The organism is Aurantimonas sp. C2-5-R2 (genome assembly GCF_036549495.1).
In the GTDB taxonomy this organism is placed as follows: Bacteria; Pseudomonadota; Alphaproteobacteria; order Rhizobiales; family Rhizobiaceae; genus Aurantimonas; species Aurantimonas coralicida_A.
On record NZ_JAZHLJ010000038.1, the window covers coordinates 22,588 to 37,643 of the forward strand.

Annotated in this window: 16 protein-coding genes and 3 pseudogenes; 12 read left to right on the forward strand and 7 right to left on the reverse strand. The window is 62.3% G+C overall.

Going from position 1 to position 15,056, the window contains the following annotated elements:
* Positions 1–44: 44 nt before the first annotated feature.
* From VQ044_RS15580 to VQ044_RS15590, 3 genes are all read right to left on the reverse strand, one after another.
* The gene (locus tag VQ044_RS15580) at positions 45–809 is read right to left on the reverse strand and encodes a glycosyltransferase family 2 protein (protein ID WP_327646770.1); all 765 of its coding nucleotides are present in this window, start codon (positions 807–809) and stop codon (positions 45–47) included.
* Positions 810–892: 83 nt separating this feature from the next.
* Entirely contained in the window at positions 893–1,696 is an 804-nt protein-coding gene (locus tag VQ044_RS15585) for a hypothetical protein (RefSeq protein ID WP_327646707.1), read from the reverse strand.
* Positions 1,657–1,878 (reverse strand): DUF6471 domain-containing protein, encoded by a 222-nt coding sequence (locus tag VQ044_RS15590; protein WP_327646708.1) that lies wholly within the window; start codon positions 1,876–1,878, stop codon positions 1,657–1,659. Before VQ044_RS15590 ends, VQ044_RS15585 begins: the two co-directional genes overlap by 40 nt.
* Positions 1,879–2,015: 137 nt before the next feature.
* On the opposite strand from VQ044_RS15590, the pseudogene VQ044_RS15595 reads away from it, so the two are divergent.
* From VQ044_RS15595 to VQ044_RS15610, 4 genes and pseudogenes are all read left to right on the forward strand, one after another.
* Positions 2,016–2,324: pseudogene (locus VQ044_RS15595) on the forward strand (transposase); the annotation flags it as partial.
* 95 nt (positions 2,325–2,419) lie between these two features.
* Positions 2,420–3,085: pseudogene (locus VQ044_RS15600) on the forward strand (IS1595 family transposase); the annotation flags it as partial.
* Between the two features lie 45 nt (positions 3,086–3,130).
* Positions 3,131–3,520, forward strand: coding sequence for a type II toxin-antitoxin system RelE/ParE family toxin (locus VQ044_RS15605; RefSeq protein WP_327646710.1), 390 nt, complete (start codon positions 3,131–3,133; stop codon positions 3,518–3,520).
* Positions 3,517–3,852, forward strand: a complete 336-nt coding sequence (locus tag VQ044_RS15610) for a helix-turn-helix domain-containing protein (RefSeq protein WP_327646711.1) — start codon at positions 3,517–3,519, stop codon at positions 3,850–3,852. Before VQ044_RS15605 ends, VQ044_RS15610 begins: the two co-directional genes overlap by 4 nt.
* 52 nt (positions 3,853–3,904) lie before the next feature.
* Here the strand turns inward: VQ044_RS15610 and VQ044_RS15615 are convergent, their stop codons facing one another.
* On the reverse strand, positions 3,905–4,360 hold the full coding sequence (locus VQ044_RS15615) for a hypothetical protein (protein WP_327646712.1): 456 nt from the start codon (positions 4,358–4,360) through the stop codon (positions 3,905–3,907).
* Positions 4,361–4,434: 74 nt separating this feature from the next.
* Between VQ044_RS15615 and VQ044_RS15620 the strand changes: the two genes are divergently transcribed.
* Complete coding sequence (locus VQ044_RS15620; RefSeq protein WP_327646713.1) at positions 4,435–4,584, forward strand: hypothetical protein; 150 nt, start codon at positions 4,435–4,437, stop codon at positions 4,582–4,584.
* A gap of 323 nt (positions 4,585–4,907) precedes the next feature.
* Here VQ044_RS15620 and VQ044_RS15625 read toward each other — a convergent pair whose 3' ends face one another.
* Positions 4,908–6,293, reverse strand: a complete 1,386-nt coding sequence (locus VQ044_RS15625; protein WP_327646714.1) for a glycosyltransferase — start codon at positions 6,291–6,293, stop codon at positions 4,908–4,910.
* Between the two features lie 71 nt (positions 6,294–6,364).
* On the opposite strand from VQ044_RS15625, the gene VQ044_RS15630 reads away from it, so the two are divergent.
* The 3 genes from VQ044_RS15630 to VQ044_RS15640 all read left to right on the forward strand — a co-directional run bounded on the left by VQ044_RS15630 (position 6,365) and on the right by VQ044_RS15640 (position 8,165).
* The gene (locus VQ044_RS15630; protein WP_327646715.1) at positions 6,365–7,237 is read left to right on the forward strand and encodes a transporter substrate-binding domain-containing protein; all 873 of its coding nucleotides are present in this window, start codon (positions 6,365–6,367) and stop codon (positions 7,235–7,237) included.
* A 183-nt stretch (positions 7,238–7,420) separates the two neighbouring features.
* On the forward strand, positions 7,421–7,756 hold the full coding sequence (locus VQ044_RS15635; protein ID WP_327646716.1) for a c-type cytochrome: 336 nt from the start codon (positions 7,421–7,423) through the stop codon (positions 7,754–7,756).
* Between the two features lie 40 nt (positions 7,757–7,796).
* Positions 7,797–8,165: a hypothetical protein gene (locus VQ044_RS15640; RefSeq protein WP_327646717.1), complete on the forward strand. Its 369-nt coding sequence runs from the start codon at positions 7,797–7,799 to the stop codon at positions 8,163–8,165.
* Positions 8,166–8,239: 74 nt separating this feature from the next.
* Here VQ044_RS15640 and VQ044_RS15645 read toward each other — a convergent pair whose 3' ends face one another.
* On the reverse strand, positions 8,240–8,923 hold the full coding sequence (locus VQ044_RS15645) for a phosphoribosyltransferase (protein WP_327646718.1): 684 nt from the start codon (positions 8,921–8,923) through the stop codon (positions 8,240–8,242).
* 254 nt (positions 8,924–9,177) lie between these two features.
* On the opposite strand from VQ044_RS15645, the gene VQ044_RS15650 reads away from it, so the two are divergent.
* From VQ044_RS15650 to VQ044_RS15660, 3 genes are read left to right on the forward strand one after another with little or no spacing between them, the layout of a single operon-like run.
* Positions 9,178–10,017, forward strand: a complete 840-nt coding sequence (locus VQ044_RS15650) for a universal stress protein (RefSeq protein WP_327622632.1) — start codon at positions 9,178–9,180, stop codon at positions 10,015–10,017.
* A gap of 31 nt (positions 10,018–10,048) precedes the next feature.
* Positions 10,049–12,427, forward strand: coding sequence for a phosphoketolase family protein (locus VQ044_RS15655; protein ID WP_327646719.1), 2,379 nt, complete (start codon positions 10,049–10,051; stop codon positions 12,425–12,427).
* Between the two features lie 27 nt (positions 12,428–12,454).
* Positions 12,455–13,639, forward strand: coding sequence for an acetate/propionate family kinase (locus tag VQ044_RS15660; protein WP_327646720.1), 1,185 nt, complete (start codon positions 12,455–12,457; stop codon positions 13,637–13,639).
* A gap of 400 nt (positions 13,640–14,039) precedes the next feature.
* Here the strand turns inward: VQ044_RS15660 and VQ044_RS15665 are convergent.
* Positions 14,040–14,255, reverse strand: a pseudogene (locus VQ044_RS15665) (type VI secretion protein); the annotation flags it as partial.
* 174 nt (positions 14,256–14,429) lie between these two features.
* On the opposite strand from VQ044_RS15665, the gene VQ044_RS15670 reads away from it, so the two are divergent.
* On the forward strand, positions 14,430–15,056 hold a 627-nt coding region (locus tag VQ044_RS15670), incomplete at its 3' end, for a tetratricopeptide repeat protein (RefSeq protein WP_331827716.1).

Below are 15,056 nucleotides of genomic sequence, written 5' to 3' on the forward strand. Positions count from 1 at the left end.
TCAGGCAACTGCGGCGCCATTCCCTGCCCCGACCTGTTTCGCCCTCAGTCCTCGCCGAAATGCGGTTCGAGCCGATACCGGGCGTCACCGGGATCGGCTCGCGAGCGAATATCGTGCGGAGTCTTTTCCCATTGGTGTGGCGCGCTGACGAGTTGCCCGAGGGCGCGCAGCGCGGCGACTGCAATCAGCAGCCAATAGAGGTAGAGAAGCGGGTAATATTTGACCAGCACACCCCGCTCCCTGGCATCAAGGGCACCGATCGACAGGGCGATGAACGCGGCATAGCCCCCGACCGCGTTGAACAGGTCGAGCGCGAAGACGAGCCCCTGATAAGCACTCGAGATACCGTTCGTCGCGAAGCTCGCAAGCGTCAGGATCGCGAGGGCGAGAAACACCGGATGGGCTAGCGCCGAGGCCAGCATCCCCACGAAGAGCAACTGGAAGACGACGAAGTTGCGCAGGCCGATTTGCCGCCGGAGTAGGCCCGGCTGGCGCATATGGACCAGCCAGGTCTGCGCCCAACCCTTCGTCCAGCGGGTTCGTTGCCGGTGCCAGACAGCCCAGCGCTCGGGTGCGTCTTCCATCGTCGGAGACGATAGCGTCTCGACCCGGTAGCCGGCGCGATAAAAGCGCATGCCGAGATCGGCGTCTTCCGTGACATTGTGGGAATCCCACCCCCCGATCTCGACCAGGCGGCTGCGGACGAAATGCGCCCTTATGTAGCAAACGCACCAAGGGCCGTGCGGCTGTGATCCGGTCTGTCGTGTGGGCCGGCCTAGCTGCCGTCGCGATCGTGTGTGTAAATGTATTGAGCGTGGAAGCGGCCAGTGTAGGGCGGGCTGGCTTTAACGCTGTCCGTAGCTGGAATAACGTTTATCATGAAGCGAGCTTCCTACTCCCGATTGTAAACGTCGACCCAAACAAGGTCGACCATGACGGTGCATCGGGGATTGTGACTGTAAATCTTCCCGTAGATTTCGGACCCGAGGTTTTCGGCACTCCAATAGGCGACAGCCGTGTCGGTCGCGACCGCCGCGACCACGGGAGTAACACTGGTCTCAGCGGGGTCATACGGCCCTGTCATCGGGCTGTTGTTGAGCGTCGTCTCGTAAATCATCAGATGGTATCCGATGTTCCGTATTCGAGCCGGGGTAGGTCCGCTGTTCTTGAGTTTGAGTTCGATTACAAAGTTTTGAGGTTCCGCATGGAAGGTGGCCGATGCCACATGGAGATAGGCGCGGGTTTGGGCTCTACCGATCTCGCGAGTGACGACAACCGCATCGTCAGCGGCCTTCACCGCATGACGGGTTTCAGCGAGTGTTTCCTTCACCCAATAAACGCCCAGACCTGTAACCCCAGCCGAAAAGAAGCTCGCCCACATCATCCAAAACGCCCATTCGTCCATGCCGGATTGGGCGGCAAGATCGCGCTCGGCGCGCTTCTCTTCATTGGTGGATTCTATTATTTCTCTTACGCATACCGCCACGGCTCTCGGACCTTGGGCGACGGCGCAGCGACGTTCTATCTCCTGATCGGCATGGCGGGCATGTTCTTGGGCGGCGGCCTCTGCCTGTATACGATCACGGGTGGTCCTTGACGCAACACTCCATATGGCGCCGATCGCTGAAGCGATGATTATAATCAGGAAAATTGCCGTTACAGCTGTATGGACTGAACCCCGATCGCGTTGAGACATTGAAGCAAGAATCCTGCGGTGAACTTCCCCCGAGATACCTTATTCCGCAGGTTCCGTTCGTTCTCGTCAACTCCAATCTCTGCCAGGCGTTCGACAAGCTGGGCATAGGTGACGCCGCGCCGGGCCATTTCGCCTCGGATGATGCCCTTTGCCTTCTCTTCCCAGTCCGTCCGTTCGACCATGATCCTCGCTCCGCTTTGGGTTACGAGCGGATACATAGCGGCTTATAGGGCGAATGTCATCATTTTTGATGCGAAAGCCCTTGACGTAGTGATATGCCATCATCATATTAGGTGCACAAGCACTGGATATGATGACAATGGCGCAGCAATTTCTCCTCTCGGCTCAAGCCCGCACCCTCTCCCTCAAGGCCATCTACAAGGCCGGCGAGGACAAGGCTTACGATCAGTTCAAGGCGATCCGCTGGTCTTCCACGGGTGGCGAGCCAGTTTGCCCGCGTTGCGGCTGCCTCGATACCTATTCGATCACCAGCCGCCGCCGCTTCAAGTGCGTTGCCTGCTATCACCAGTTCTCGGTGACGAGCGGCACGATCTTCCATTCCCGCAAGATGGCCTTTGCCGATTTGCTCGCCGCGATCGCCCTGTTCGTCAACGCGGTCAAGGGCGTGTCTGCTTTGCAGATGGCCCGCGATATCGACGTTNCCATTCCCGCAAGATGGCCTTTGCCGATTTGCTCGCCGCGATCGCCCTGTTCGTCAACGCGGTCAAGGGCGTGTCTGCTTTGCAGATGGCCCGCGATATCGACGTTCAATACAAGACGGCCTTCGTGATGTGCCACAAGCTCCGCGAAGCGATGTCCAACGAGACGGCGGGCTTCACGCTGGACGATGAAGTCGAGATCGACGGCGCCTATTTCGGCGGTCATGTGAAGCCGGCGAACCGCAAAGAGGATCGCGTCGACCGTCGCTTGAAGGAACACCAGACCGGCACCCGCCGCGTCGTCATCGCCCTTCGCGAGCGCATGGGCCGCACCATGACCTACGTTCGCAATTTCGAGCACGAGGGTGTCGAGATCGCCCGCCAGCTCGTCGCGACCGGCTCGACCGTCTATGCCGACGAGGCGACGCACTGGGATGTCTTGGAAGCCTTCTTCCCGACAGAGCGTATCAATCACTCGGAAGCCTACAGCGAGGGACACGGCAAGCACACAAACTGGGCAGAAAGCTTCTTCTCCCGCCTTCGCCGCATGGTGCGCGGTCAGCATCACGGCGTGTCGCCGAAATACCTCGCCGCCTACGCCGCGAACGCCGCGTGGTGCGAGGATCACCGTCGCCGCGACAATGGCGGGAACGCCTTCGCGCTGGTCGGCAACTCGCTTCTGTCGCCGGTTAGCCGGTCATGGTGTGGATATTGGCAGCGGGCGTCTTAATGATTTCTCCATTGACTGGTGCGTAGATTACATACATATGAAGGCATGAGCGAGAAAGCGCAGCACACCGTATCCGAACTGCAAACGTTTCGTCGTCATGCCATTACGGCTGGAATGTCGGACGATGACATTGATCGTCTTGTCGATTTTCTGTCGCGGAACCCGGAGGCTGGCGACGAAATGCAGGGCACTGGTGGCTGTCGGAAACTACGCTTCGCCCTCGAAAAGAGCAACAAAGGCAAGAGCGGTGGAGTGCGGACCATCACGCTGTTTACGGGACCGGATTTGCCAGTTTTTCTGGTAACCGTTTTTGCGAAAAGCAAGAAAGTGACACTGACAAAAGCCGAACGAAATGCACTGAAGAAACTTTCCGATAAGATCGTTTCACAGTATTCGAGACGGGTTATGCCGCTCGCAGTAGGAGAAGCAGGATGAGTAAAGACGTTTTCGACCAAATTGCAGAAGGTTTGGAAGAGGCTCTTTCCGTCGCGCACGGGGAGTCCTCTCCCTATAGGCTGCACGTACCCTCCGAAGTCGATGTAAAAGCAATTCGAGCGAAGACGCGGTTTTCGCAGAAGGATTTTGCTTCGACGTTTGGCTTTGGACTGGATCAGCTTAAACAGTGGGAACAGGGTAGGTCGCGGCCAGTGCAGGCCCATCGCGCCTATCTCCTGCTTATTAACGCTTACCCCACTCAGATGGTTAAGGCCCTGCGGGAGGTAAATATGTCCAATTTCGACGACGACGATCACAAGATCGCCATGTGAAAAGAACACGTCCTCTAGGCAAAAAGCCCCGCCGAAGCGGGGCTTTTTGCGTCTAAACCCGCCGCTCTCTCAGCGCCCACAGCAGGTTCCCACGTTCATCGGTAGCCGAGCGCACCACGCCCCGTTCCCGCTGTTCCCGTAGCGCCTTGCTGACGCGCTTCACCACGTCCGAGACGTATTTCCTATCCCGAGCATCGCCATTGAGCGCCACGATCGACCGTGCCAGTTCGCGGGACGTTAGCGGTCCTTCCGCCATGCGTAGTTCGCGAAGGATGTTGGTCGTGAGTTCACCCTTGCCGAACACGACGTGGCGCTTCTGGCGTGGCATTTCGGCGTCCAGGTTGCCGGTGTAGCCGAGAGTGCCGAGCACGCGGTCCAGCGCGTCGATATCGTTGCGGATTTCGGCCAGCCTGTCGCGGATGCGTTCGGCCTCGTGGAACATGTCCACGCGCTTTGCCAGCAAGCCGGTGATGGTATGTTCGTAGGTGTCGGTGCGGGCGGGCTTCATGCGCCGCTCCCGAGACTCGACAACCGCATTTCTCCTGATACTCTAAGTTTGCCAGACCATATGAGGAGGATACGATGGCGAAGAAGTCCCCTTGGCATTCGACAAAGCAGTCCGTCCACCACAACAATACGGAATGCAACACCGGCAACAACATCGAATCTGAAAACCTGCGGCAAGGCACCGGCGGTAAGCCGCTTTGCAAAGAGTGCGAGCGCCTCAGCTAGGTTCCGACTTGAAGACGATTTCCCACCATGGGCCGGTAGGCTCTCCGTCAATGATGGGCCAGACGCGGCGAAGGTCTGAGACAGCCAGACCGTGCTGCATGGCCGCAGCGAGTGCTTTGTAGCCTTCGCTGCGGTCTCCATGAAACCGAATTGTCGGTTCTGGATAGGCGTGGCCCGCTCCACCTTCGCATGACTCGAACGTATTGATTCCGGCCGCCCGTAGCGTTTCCACATGCCTGATTATCCCCGCGTCGACTTGATGATCTTCTGCGGGATTGTATGAGTTCATCGCTGCGAACTCCTCAAAAAGGTTGGTGCATCTGCTACATAAGGGCGACGAAATGGTTCGACGTACCCCCGAGCGGAACCGGAAAGCCATGTCCGGAAAGCCAGGGCAGAAGCCGGCGGAACAGGGCCGCATATTCCAGCGCGAAGATGCCCGCCAGCCAGTTGTTCGCGCCGTTGCGCACGACGAGCGGCGCCTGCAGGCAGACGAGATTGGCCGGCCCCTGGCGGAACCGTCCAAAGGCCTCGCGCAATTGGCCCGGTTCCGGTTCGTCCTCGGCATCGTAGAGGACCAGGAACTCCCCCGCGGTGAGCGGCAGCGCGTAATTGAGCGCCTTCGGCTTCGTGCGTGGCTCGCAAGCCGGAATCACGACTACCTCGAATTGCGGACGGCCGGCGATGGCGCGCTCGACCGCGCGGATCGTCGCCGCGTCGTCGCCCTCGCAGATCAGCTTGATCTCGACCCGGCTGGCCGGCCAGTCGAGTTTGCTCAAGGCCCGCACCAGACGATCGACCACCGCCGCTTCGTGATAGAGCGCGACGAGGACCGAATAGAGCGGCGGCGGCTCGTCCGATTGCGAAGACGCGTGGGCGTCTGCGGACGGCGACTGCCGGCTGATCGCGGCGGCGAGCCGGATGGTGAGACAGGCAGCGAACAACACGCCCGCGATGGGATGCAGGATCGCAACCGTGGCCCCAGGCGCCGAGAAAAACGCCAGAAGCAACAGGCCGAATGCCAGCATGAGGCCGATCGCCTGGCCTGCTTCCACAACGGTGCGGGCCGACTGACGAGGCTGCTCGGCGGCGAGGCTGAGGACGGCGGCATCGAGACGCTGACGTTCGCTCTGTCGCGCCATGGCCGATTTCACGTCGGCCTCCGTGGTCACCCGCGCCCTGTCCTTGACCTCCGGCCGGCGCCACAGGAAATCGGCCGTCCGGTCGAGACCTTCCAACTTTGGCAGCAGGAACAGCTTCGTCTTCAGCTCATCGTCGCAGGTCTTGACGAGGCGCGGCAAGGCCACCGTCTTGCCGCGCTCGGCGCCGATGATCCGATCGCCCGGGGCGATCCCGTCGAACGGGACATCAAGCGCTTCGGCCATGGCGGCGGCGACAGTCCGCGCATCGGCGGCCCCGCAGGCGACGATTTCGGCCAAGAGATCGGTGCCGTTTCGCTCCGCGGCGGATCGCGCGGCCCTGATTGTCGCGGTGTCGAGGCCGAGGGCGGCGAGCACGCCCTCGCACAGACCTTGTCGCGAGCGCCTTGCGGTTGCCACCGTTTTGGGCGACAGCGGGAAACGAATTGGGGATCGCGCTCCGTCACCGAGCGGCGGCGTCGGAAAGACGGCGGGTTTGGCGGCGTACGCCGACGGGAGTTGCAAAGGATCGTCGCGCAATCGGGCCACCCGCTCGAGTTCGCGGCGCACGTTTGCGAACTTCGGCAGTCACGGCGCCCTCTTTCATCTTGAGCGAGCGATTACGCAAGGGAAACAAACATATGAGAGAAAATTTCTCGCTCCGGTTGCTTCTTGTTTTGGTTCTGGCGCTGGCGCCTGTCCTCGGCACCGGCCAGCTTCGCTCCGTGGCCGCCGAAATGGAGACGGTGTCGATCCCCAACTTCTTCGACCAGCGTCAGCGTATGACGAAACCGCAGCTGGACGGCCGCCAGCGAATCCGCTTCCTCACAACCACCGACTATCCGCCGTTCAATTTCCTCGATCCTCGGGGGCGGCTCGCGGGATTCCACGTCGATCTCGTCCGGGCGATCTGCGAGGAATTGGACGTACTGTCGCGTTGTCAGATCGAGGCAATGGCTTTCAAGGACCTCGTGCCTGCGGTGAAGCGCGGCGACGGCGACGCCATCGTGGTCGGTCTCGCGATGACGCCCACAACCCGGCAGGAACTAGCCTTCACCGAGCCGTATTTCCGCTATCCCGCCCGCTTCGTGACCCGCAAGGACCGCCAGTTTCAGGAGCCGGTCGCCGAGGCAACAGCCGGCAAGAGCATCGGGGTGGAAGAAGGCGGCGCCCACGCGGCGATGCTGGGGGCGTTTTTTCCATCCGCCGCGCCGCGCCCCTTCGCCACCCGCCGCGATGCGCTGGAAGCACTGAAGAACGGCGAGATCGACGCATTCTTCGGCGACGGCGTCGGCCTATCCTTCTGGCTCGAAAGCGATTCCGCGGCCGATTGCTGCGTGTTCTCGGGCGGCCCTTATCTGTCCGACCGCTTTCTCGGCGAGGGCCTCGCCATCGCCGTCGCGCCCAACGATCGCGCACTGGCCCGCTCGATCGACTACGCCATCGGCCGGATCGTCGAGAAGAAGGGCTTCTCGGAGCTTCTTCTGCGTTATTTTCCGGTCAGCGCATTTTAGCCCTCCCCCGTCGTTTCATCTCGGCAGATCGAGGGAGCCGACGCGCGGCTCACCAGCCCGCGCGACGGCGCGCCCACCCCCTGATCCGGCGGCGAGATATCTCGTCGGTTTGATCCGCATCAAGATCAAGGTCCTTCGGCGCTGCTAGCGTGGCGGTCTACGAAGGAGGATCGGGAGACTGGGATGCGACAAAAATCAGGATTGGCATTCGCCACCGCCGTGGGAGTGGCCCTGCTCGCGCCGGCCCTCGCCGCCGCCCAGTCAGCAGAGGAGATCGCCCACGGATTGGCGCTGGTCGAGGACAATTGCGTTCGCTGCCATGGCATCGGCAAAGCCGACAAGAGTTCGCATCCCGACGCACCGGAATTTCGCACGCTGTCGAAGCGCTACCCCATCGAAGCGCTTGGCGAGGCATTCGTCGAAGGCATCGTCACCGGCCATCCCGACATGCCCGAATTCATGGCGACGCCGGTCCAGACGGCCGCGATCATCGCCTACATCGACAGCATTCAGGAATAGAGCCCGCACCTCTTCCGGCTCTGTGAGAAAGCGACCGACCATGAATCTCAACCGCATCCATATGGAACTGGCCCGCGACCGCGAAAATCCCGAGGGCAATGCCCATCGAGGCTACGAATTCACGGCGGCGCTGACGCCGGACGGCCATCTCGACCCGGAGGCCTGGAAGACGGCGCCGGAGCGCTTTACCGTGACACGGTTTTGGGACGGCGAACGCACGGCGCTCGGCACACTCAGCTATCGCAAGGGCGAATGGGTCTTCGACTATGATTACGAGGCCGACGCCGACGACGAACCCGGTTACCGGTTTGCCCAGCATGTCTTCCGCGAAGGCGAGTATGTCTCCATCGATGAGCCCGGCCTGGGTCTGCGTACCTTCAAGATCATCTCGGTGCGGCCGGCCGTGTAGATTCGTGACGAGCGGACGGGCGACCGCCTCTCGTGCTCTCTCCGAAAGCGCCTTCCTACCGTCGGCCGCCCCTATCAGCCGCCGGCCTGTCCGGACGTCTCACCGCGCGCCGCGTCCAGCATGGCAACAACTTCGTCGTCGCCGAGCTGGTGAAAGTCCCGGTAGTGAACGCCGATGGCATAAAAAGGCTCCGGCGTCGTCAGGCAGACCAGATCGTCGACGAGCGGCCGCAGCGCCACCAGCGTCTCGCACGGGGCCACCGGCACGGCCAGCACCAGACGGGCGGCGCCGCGGCGGCGCAAGCCGATGAGCGCTGCGCGGACGGTGGCGCCGGTGGCGATGCCATCATCGACGAGGATCGCCGTCCGGCCGGCCGTCGGGACAGGCGCTCGGCCGGAAAGATAGGCGTCCCGCCGCCGGGCGATCTCCCGCAGCTCCTTGTCGGCGAGCTTGTCGAGTGTGGCGTCGTCGAGCCCCGCGAGCTGTATCACGTCGTCGTTGCGCACCACCTCGGCTCCCTCGCCTTCGCCCTCGACGACCGCCGCGGCGGCGAGTTCGGGCTGCCACGGCACGCCGATCTTGCGCACGATCAGCAGATCAAGCGGGGCCGCAAGCGTTCGCGCGATCTGCAGCCCCACAGGCAAGCCGCCGCGCGGTAAGGCCAACACCACAGGATCGGCGAGTTCCATCCGAGCCAGCCGATCGGCAAGCAGACGACCGGCCGTAGCGCGATCTGGAAAAGGGACTGGCTCGTCCATTGGGGTCCTCCCGCTGTCAGGCCTCCGCTGCGATCGGCGCGAAGCACCTGGGCGCTTGAACTGTGCGCGATACTCCCGGGCAACCAACGCTACCTTGCGCCACGTCAAACAACCGTGCTCGCAGCGAATAAAGCGACGTTCACAGGCCACGATTGAGCCAGATCAAGGAGCCCATTTCGTGATCGGATAAACGGGGTCAAGCCGCAATCCGTTCACGCATCAGGCAGCGGCTGCCGACATTCGGGAGAAACGCGATGTTCAAGACGATACTGGTCTGTCTGGGGTCGAAGGATCGCGCCGAAGCGCTTCTGGACGTCGCCCTCCCACTGGCGGAGCGCCATGACGCGCATCTGGTCGGGCTGCATGTGGTTCCCAGCTTTTCGAACTACGCCGGCGGCATGACCCCGGCGGAGGTTCCGGTGGAATTCTTCGAGGAGAACCGCCGCTTGATGCAGGCCGAAGCCGAGGCGATCGAACGCATCTTCGCGGAGCGGACGCGCTCGGCCGCGATCAGGAGCGAGTGGCGTCGCGAGGAGGCTACCAGCCCGAACCAGCACCGTGTCTTCAACCGGCACGCCATGTGCGCCGACCTTGTCATCGCCGGGCAGGCCCGCGACGCCGAATGGGGCGGCGGCAATATCTTGGTCGATCTGGTCATGGGATCGGGGCGGCCGGTTCTGCTTGTCCCATATGCCGGCCGGTTCGACCGCATCGGCGATCGGGTTATGCTGACCTGGAACGCCACGCGCGAGGCCGCACGAGCCGCCTTCGACGCCCTGCCGATCCTGAAAGACGCAAGCCATGTCCGCGTGCTGGCCATCGACCCCAGCGAGGATCGGTCCCATACCGGCCTGGCAGCGGCGGACGATCTCGCCGTCACCCTGGCAAGGCACGGGGTCAAGGCGGAGGCGGCAACCTCTTTCAGCGACACGATCTCGGTCGCCGACGACATCCTGTCGCGTCTCGCCGACGACGGCTCGGATCTTTTGGTGATGGGCTGCTTCGGCCATTCCAGGGTCCGGGAGATGCTGTTCGGTGGTGTGACGCGCCACGTCCTGCGCCATATGACGGTTCCCGTCCTGATGTCGCATTGACTGCGGCCGGAAAAACGGAAGAGTCCGAGTGATGACCGACGCCGAATTCGACGTTCTCGATTGCTACTGGCGGGCGGCGAACTATCTGTCGGTCGGCCAGATCTATCTGGTCGACAATCCGCTGCTGCGCGAGCCTCTTCGGCCCGAACACCTCAAACGTCGCCTGCTCGGCCATTGGGGCACCACGCCCGGCCTCAACTTCGTCTACGTCCACCTGAACCGGGTGATCCGGGAGCGGGACGTCTCCGTTCTCTACGTCTGCGGTCCCGGCCATGGCGGTCCGGGAATGGTCGCCAACACCTGGCTCGAAGGCAGCTATTCGCAGATCTATCCCGACATCTCCCAAGACGCCGAGGGCATGCGCAAGCTGTTCCGACAGTTCTCGTTTCCCGGCGGTATTCCCAGCCATGCCGCGCCGGAAACGCCGGGCTCGATCCACGAAGGCGGCGAACTCGGTTATGCCCTTGCCCATGCCTATGGCGCGGTCTTCGACAATCCCGACCTGATCGCCGCCTGCGTGATCGGCGACGGCGAGGCGGAGACCGGAGCGCTCGCCGCCTCCTGGCATTCGAACAAGTTCCTGAATCCGGCGAGCGACGGCGCCGTGCTGCCGATCCTGCATCTCAACGGCTACAAGATCGCCAATCCGACCGTGCTCGGCCGCATGGGCGACGACGAGCTCGCCTGCCTGTTCGAAGGTTATGGCCACGACCCGATCTTCGTCGAGGGCGAGGAGCCGGGCGAGATGCACCGCAAGATGGCCGCCGCCTTTGACCGGGCCTTTGCGCGTATCGCCGAGATCCAGGCCGAGGCGCGGTCCGGCAAGGTCACCGGACGGCCGGACTGGCCGATGATCGTGCTGCGGTCGCCGAAAGGCTGGACAGGACCGAAGGAGGTCGACGGCAACAAGGTCGAGGGCTTCTGGCGCGCCCATCAAGTGCCGGTGGCACAGGTTCGCGACAATCCGGAGCACCGGCGCATCCTCGAGGACTGGATGCGCTCCTACGAACCGGAGGAGCTTTTCGACGAGGCGGGCCGGTTGCGGTCGGAGCTAGCCGATTTCGCGCCCCGGGGCGAGCGCCGGATGGGCGCCAACCCCGTCGCCAATGGTGGCCGGCTCAAGGTCGATCTCGACCGGCCGGATGTCGGCGACTTCGCCGTCGACGTGACGCGGCCCGGTGGCGTTCAAGGCGAGGCGACGCGAGTGCTGGGCCAGTATCTGCGCGATCTCATGGTGCGCAATCGCGACGCGCGGAACTTTCGTCTGATCAGTCCGGACGAGGCCTCGTCGAACCGTCTCGACGCGGTGTTCGAGGTCACCGAGCGGGTCTGGATGGAGCGGATCGAACCCTATGACGTCCATCTCGCCCGCGAGGGCCGGGTCATGGAAATCCTCAGCGAGCATCTCTGCCAGGGTTGGCTGGAAGGCTACCTCCTCACCGGCCGGCACGGGCTGTTCGCCTGCTACGAGGCCTTCGTCCACATCGTCGATTCCATGTTCAACCAGCACGCCAAATGGCTGAAGGTCTCGCGCGAGATTGAATGGCGGGCGCCGATCGCGTCGCTGAACTATCTTCTGACCTCGCATGTCTGGCAACAGGATCACAACGGCTTCAGCCATCAGGATCCGGGTTTCGTCGATCTCGTCGCCAACAAGAAGGCCGATGTCGTCCGCCTGTATTTCCCGCCCGACGCCAACACGCTCCTATGCGTCGCCGACCACTGTCTCGGGACCTATGACCGGGTGAACGTCATCGTCGCCGGCAAGGCGCCGGCGCCGCAATGGCTGACCATCAAAGAGGCGAAGGCCCATTGCGACACGGGGATTTCCGCTTGGCCGTTCGCCTCCAACGTCTCGGCGGATCAAACGCCCGACATCGTCATGGCCGCGGCCGGCGACGTGCCGACCATCGAGGCGTTGGCGGCCACCGCCCTTTTGCGCGAGGCGCTGCCGGAGCTTAAAATCCGTTTCGTCAACGTGATCGATCTGATGGCGTTACAGCCAAAGGAGCGGCATCCGCACGGCCTCGACGACGCCGCCTTCGACGCGCTGTTCACCCGCGATCGGCCGGTGATCTTCGCCTATCACGGCTATCCCTATCTCATCCACCGCCTGACCTATAAGCGCGCCAACCACGACAACATCCACGTTCACGGCTACCAGGAGGAAGGCACGACAACGACGCCCTTCGACATGGTGGTGCTCAACGAATTGGATCGTTTCCATCTGGCGATCGCCGCCATCGCGCGGCTGCCGGATCGCGGCGGAGCGGCCGGCGGAGAAGCGATCGAGCAATTTCGCCAGCGACTTGCGGCGCATCGGGCCTATATCGTCGAGAATGGCGAAGACATGCCCGAAATCCGCGACTGGTCCTGGCGATACCAAACGACTTTGGGCGCGGCGGAATAACCAGCCTTCCAGCCTGTCTGGTGAACGATGACGAGCGACGCTGTCCTCTGTCTGAACGCCGGCTCATCGAGCACGAAGTTCGGCCTTTTCCGGATCGGCCTATCGGATTGGCCGTCGCTGGTGGCCCGCGGTCAGTTGAAGCGCGATAAGGAGGAAATTCGTCTGGAGGCCCGGGGCCCCGACGGCAGCATCGCGCTCGACGAGATTGTGGCGGACGACGCGGCCGATCCGCAGCGCGCCTATCAGCGGCTTCTCGACTGGGCTGACGATCTGGCGCGACCAGGGCGCCTCGCTGCGGTCGGCCACCGGATCGTCCATGGCGGCACCGCGTTCACGGGACCGGTTCGGCTCACAGCGGAGACGATTTCCTCAATCGAGGGTCTGACGCCGCTGGCTCCGCTGCACCAACCACTGGGGCTGAAGCCGGTGCGCGCAATCGCCGGTCTGCGGCCGGACCTTCGCCAGACCGCCTCCTTCGACACGGCGTTTCATAGCTCGATCGCGCCGCAAGCCGCACGCTACGCCCTGCCCCGGCGGCTCGAAGCGGAAGGTATCCGCAAATATGGCTTCCACGGCTTGTCCTACGATTACATCGCCCATCGGCTCGACGATCGCTGGCCCGGTACCACTGCGAAGAAGACGGTCGTCGCCCATCTCGGCGCCGGCGCCAGCCTGTGCGCGCTGAAGGACAGCAAGAGCGCCGATACGACGATGGGCTTTTCGACCCTCGACGGCGTCGTGATGGCCACCCGGTGCGGTTCGCTCGATCCGGGCGTGATTCTCTATCTTCTCAAGGCGAAGGGTTTTACGCCTGAGGCCATCGAACATCTGCTCTATTACAAATCCGGGCTGCTCGGCGTTTCCGATCTGTCCGGCGACATGCGCGAGCTTCTCAAAGCCGACACGCCGCCAGCCCGTGAGGCGATCGACCTGTTCGCCCTCAGCGTCGCGCGCCAGGTGGCCGTGATGGCGACGAGTCTCGGGGGCCTTGAGCGTCTGGTCTTCACCGGCGGGGTCGGCGAGAATCAGCCCGGCATCCGCGATGCCATATGCCATCATCTTGTCTGGCTCGGCCTTGCGGTCGATCCGGATCGCAATCGGGCCGCCGTGGAGCGGATCGACGCGCCGGACAGTCGCGTCGAAATCCTGATCGTTCCGACCGACGAAGAGGCCGTCATCGCCCGCGACGCGGCGAGGTTGCCGGTCGGCTAAAACGTCAGCGACATCGTCCGCAGATGACCGCAATCATTCCCACTCGATTGTTCAGGTACTCTACAACCTATTGAAATCAAGAGAAAATTTACTCAGGCGGCGCGCAAACTCCGCCGCTGGGGCCGTCAAAAGGTTACGCTGTTGATTCTAAAGGGAAAATCTTCGCCAAATATCGGCGACCCTCGGACGATTTTTGTGCCTCGCGGCGGACCCGCCTCCGTCCCGGAAAGTACCGTCACCGATCTATACCAGGCTAATAAATGGATGCCATTGTGTCGAGGGCATGCCCTGCATGAACATTCGGTAGCTCGATCCTACCGGCTTGGAATTCGCGCGCTCCGAGGACATTCTCAGTGTCTGAATCAGAATGAACGTGGCGTCTTCAATGCCTTGCGAGCCGTCGGGTGGTGAGCCAGCGATTGGCCTGAATGCTAGCGCGCTTGCCACGCCCGAAATATGAGCGACGGCCGGACGTGATCCTGCCCGAACGGGAGACGTGACCGCCGGCACGTTGTGCGGACGCCAGCGCAAAGCTCGGCGAATGCCAGCAGGCGAAGGGCCTTTGCCGCGTCCTTTGTCGTCCTGGCCAGACGCCGAAATATCGAGCCGTCGAAATCGCCGCGCAGCGGAATGGGCATTGCCATGGCAAACTTCCGCTTGACACAGTGATTGAGAATTCTACCGGCTTGGGATCCCCAAGAGAGTCACGCTCGATGCTCGCTGGTATGGGTCAAGTCGACACGAATTACAGGGTGATAGCTGCCTCATGCGATTGAATCTCGATAGGCTGATGGGTCAGGCCAGCAAACTTCGACGAAAGGGCGATCTGGCGCAGGCCGGTCGGCTTTATCTGACAATTCTCGAAGCGTATCCCGGAAACCAGCGCGCGTCGAAGGCGCTCGAACAGCTGCGAGCTGAGGCCATCGATCCGCCAGTGGAAACGTTGAGGGATTTGGAATCCCTATATCAGAAAGGCGAATTTGCCGGCGTCGCGGAGACGGGCGAGCGGTTCGCGCAGGACTTTCCACGGTCTTGCACCCTTTGGAATATCATTGGAGCGGCAAACCAGGCTCTCGGTCGAACCCAAGCCGCGGAGGAGAATTTTCGCCGAGCCCTCGACATCAATCCGCAGGACGCCGATGCACACAACAATCTTGGGGTGATCCTCAAAGCCCAGAATAGAACCGGAGAAGCACTCGAAAGCTATCAGCGCGCCACGTTGTTCAACCCGAACCACGCTGACGCTCTCGTGAATCTGGGAAATCTTGTCAAAGATACGGGTCACGTTGATGACGCGCTGACCTACTATGCCAAAGCACAGCGAATAAAGGGGATGTCCCGAAGTTTGTTGAACTTCGTTGAGCGGCGATGCCGGGTTGAACGTTACGCGGCCCTCGAAGCAGGGGCAATGAACTTT

Coding starts and splice junctions, on each gene's coding strand:
- VQ044_RS15585 (WP_327646707.1), bottom strand. CDS start 1,696: ATGTCTCAACGCGATCGGGGTTCAGTCCATACAGCTGTAACGGCAATT.
- VQ044_RS15590 (WP_327646708.1), bottom strand. CDS start 1,878: ATGGTCGAACGGACGGACTGGGAAGAGAAGGCAAAGGGCATCATCCGA.
- VQ044_RS15605 (WP_327646710.1), top strand. CDS start 3,131: ATGAGCGAGAAAGCGCAGCACACCGTATCCGAACTGCAAACGTTTCGT.
- VQ044_RS15610 (WP_327646711.1), top strand. CDS start 3,517: ATGAGTAAAGACGTTTTCGACCAAATTGCAGAAGGTTTGGAAGAGGCT.
- VQ044_RS15615 (WP_327646712.1), bottom strand. CDS start 4,360: ATGAAGCCCGCCCGCACCGACACCTACGAACATACCATCACCGGCTTG.
- VQ044_RS15620 (WP_327646713.1), top strand. CDS start 4,435: ATGGCGAAGAAGTCCCCTTGGCATTCGACAAAGCAGTCCGTCCACCAC.
- VQ044_RS15630 (WP_327646715.1), top strand. CDS start 6,365: ATGAGAGAAAATTTCTCGCTCCGGTTGCTTCTTGTTTTGGTTCTGGCG.
- VQ044_RS15635 (WP_327646716.1), top strand. CDS start 7,421: ATGCGACAAAAATCAGGATTGGCATTCGCCACCGCCGTGGGAGTGGCC.
- VQ044_RS15640 (WP_327646717.1), top strand. CDS start 7,797: ATGAATCTCAACCGCATCCATATGGAACTGGCCCGCGACCGCGAAAAT.
- VQ044_RS15645 (WP_327646718.1), bottom strand. CDS start 8,923: ATGGACGAGCCAGTCCCTTTTCCAGATCGCGCTACGGCCGGTCGTCTG.
- VQ044_RS15650 (WP_327622632.1), top strand. CDS start 9,178: ATGTTCAAGACGATACTGGTCTGTCTGGGGTCGAAGGATCGCGCCGAA.
- VQ044_RS15655 (WP_327646719.1), top strand. CDS start 10,049: ATGACCGACGCCGAATTCGACGTTCTCGATTGCTACTGGCGGGCGGCG.
- VQ044_RS15660 (WP_327646720.1), top strand. CDS start 12,455: ATGACGAGCGACGCTGTCCTCTGTCTGAACGCCGGCTCATCGAGCACG.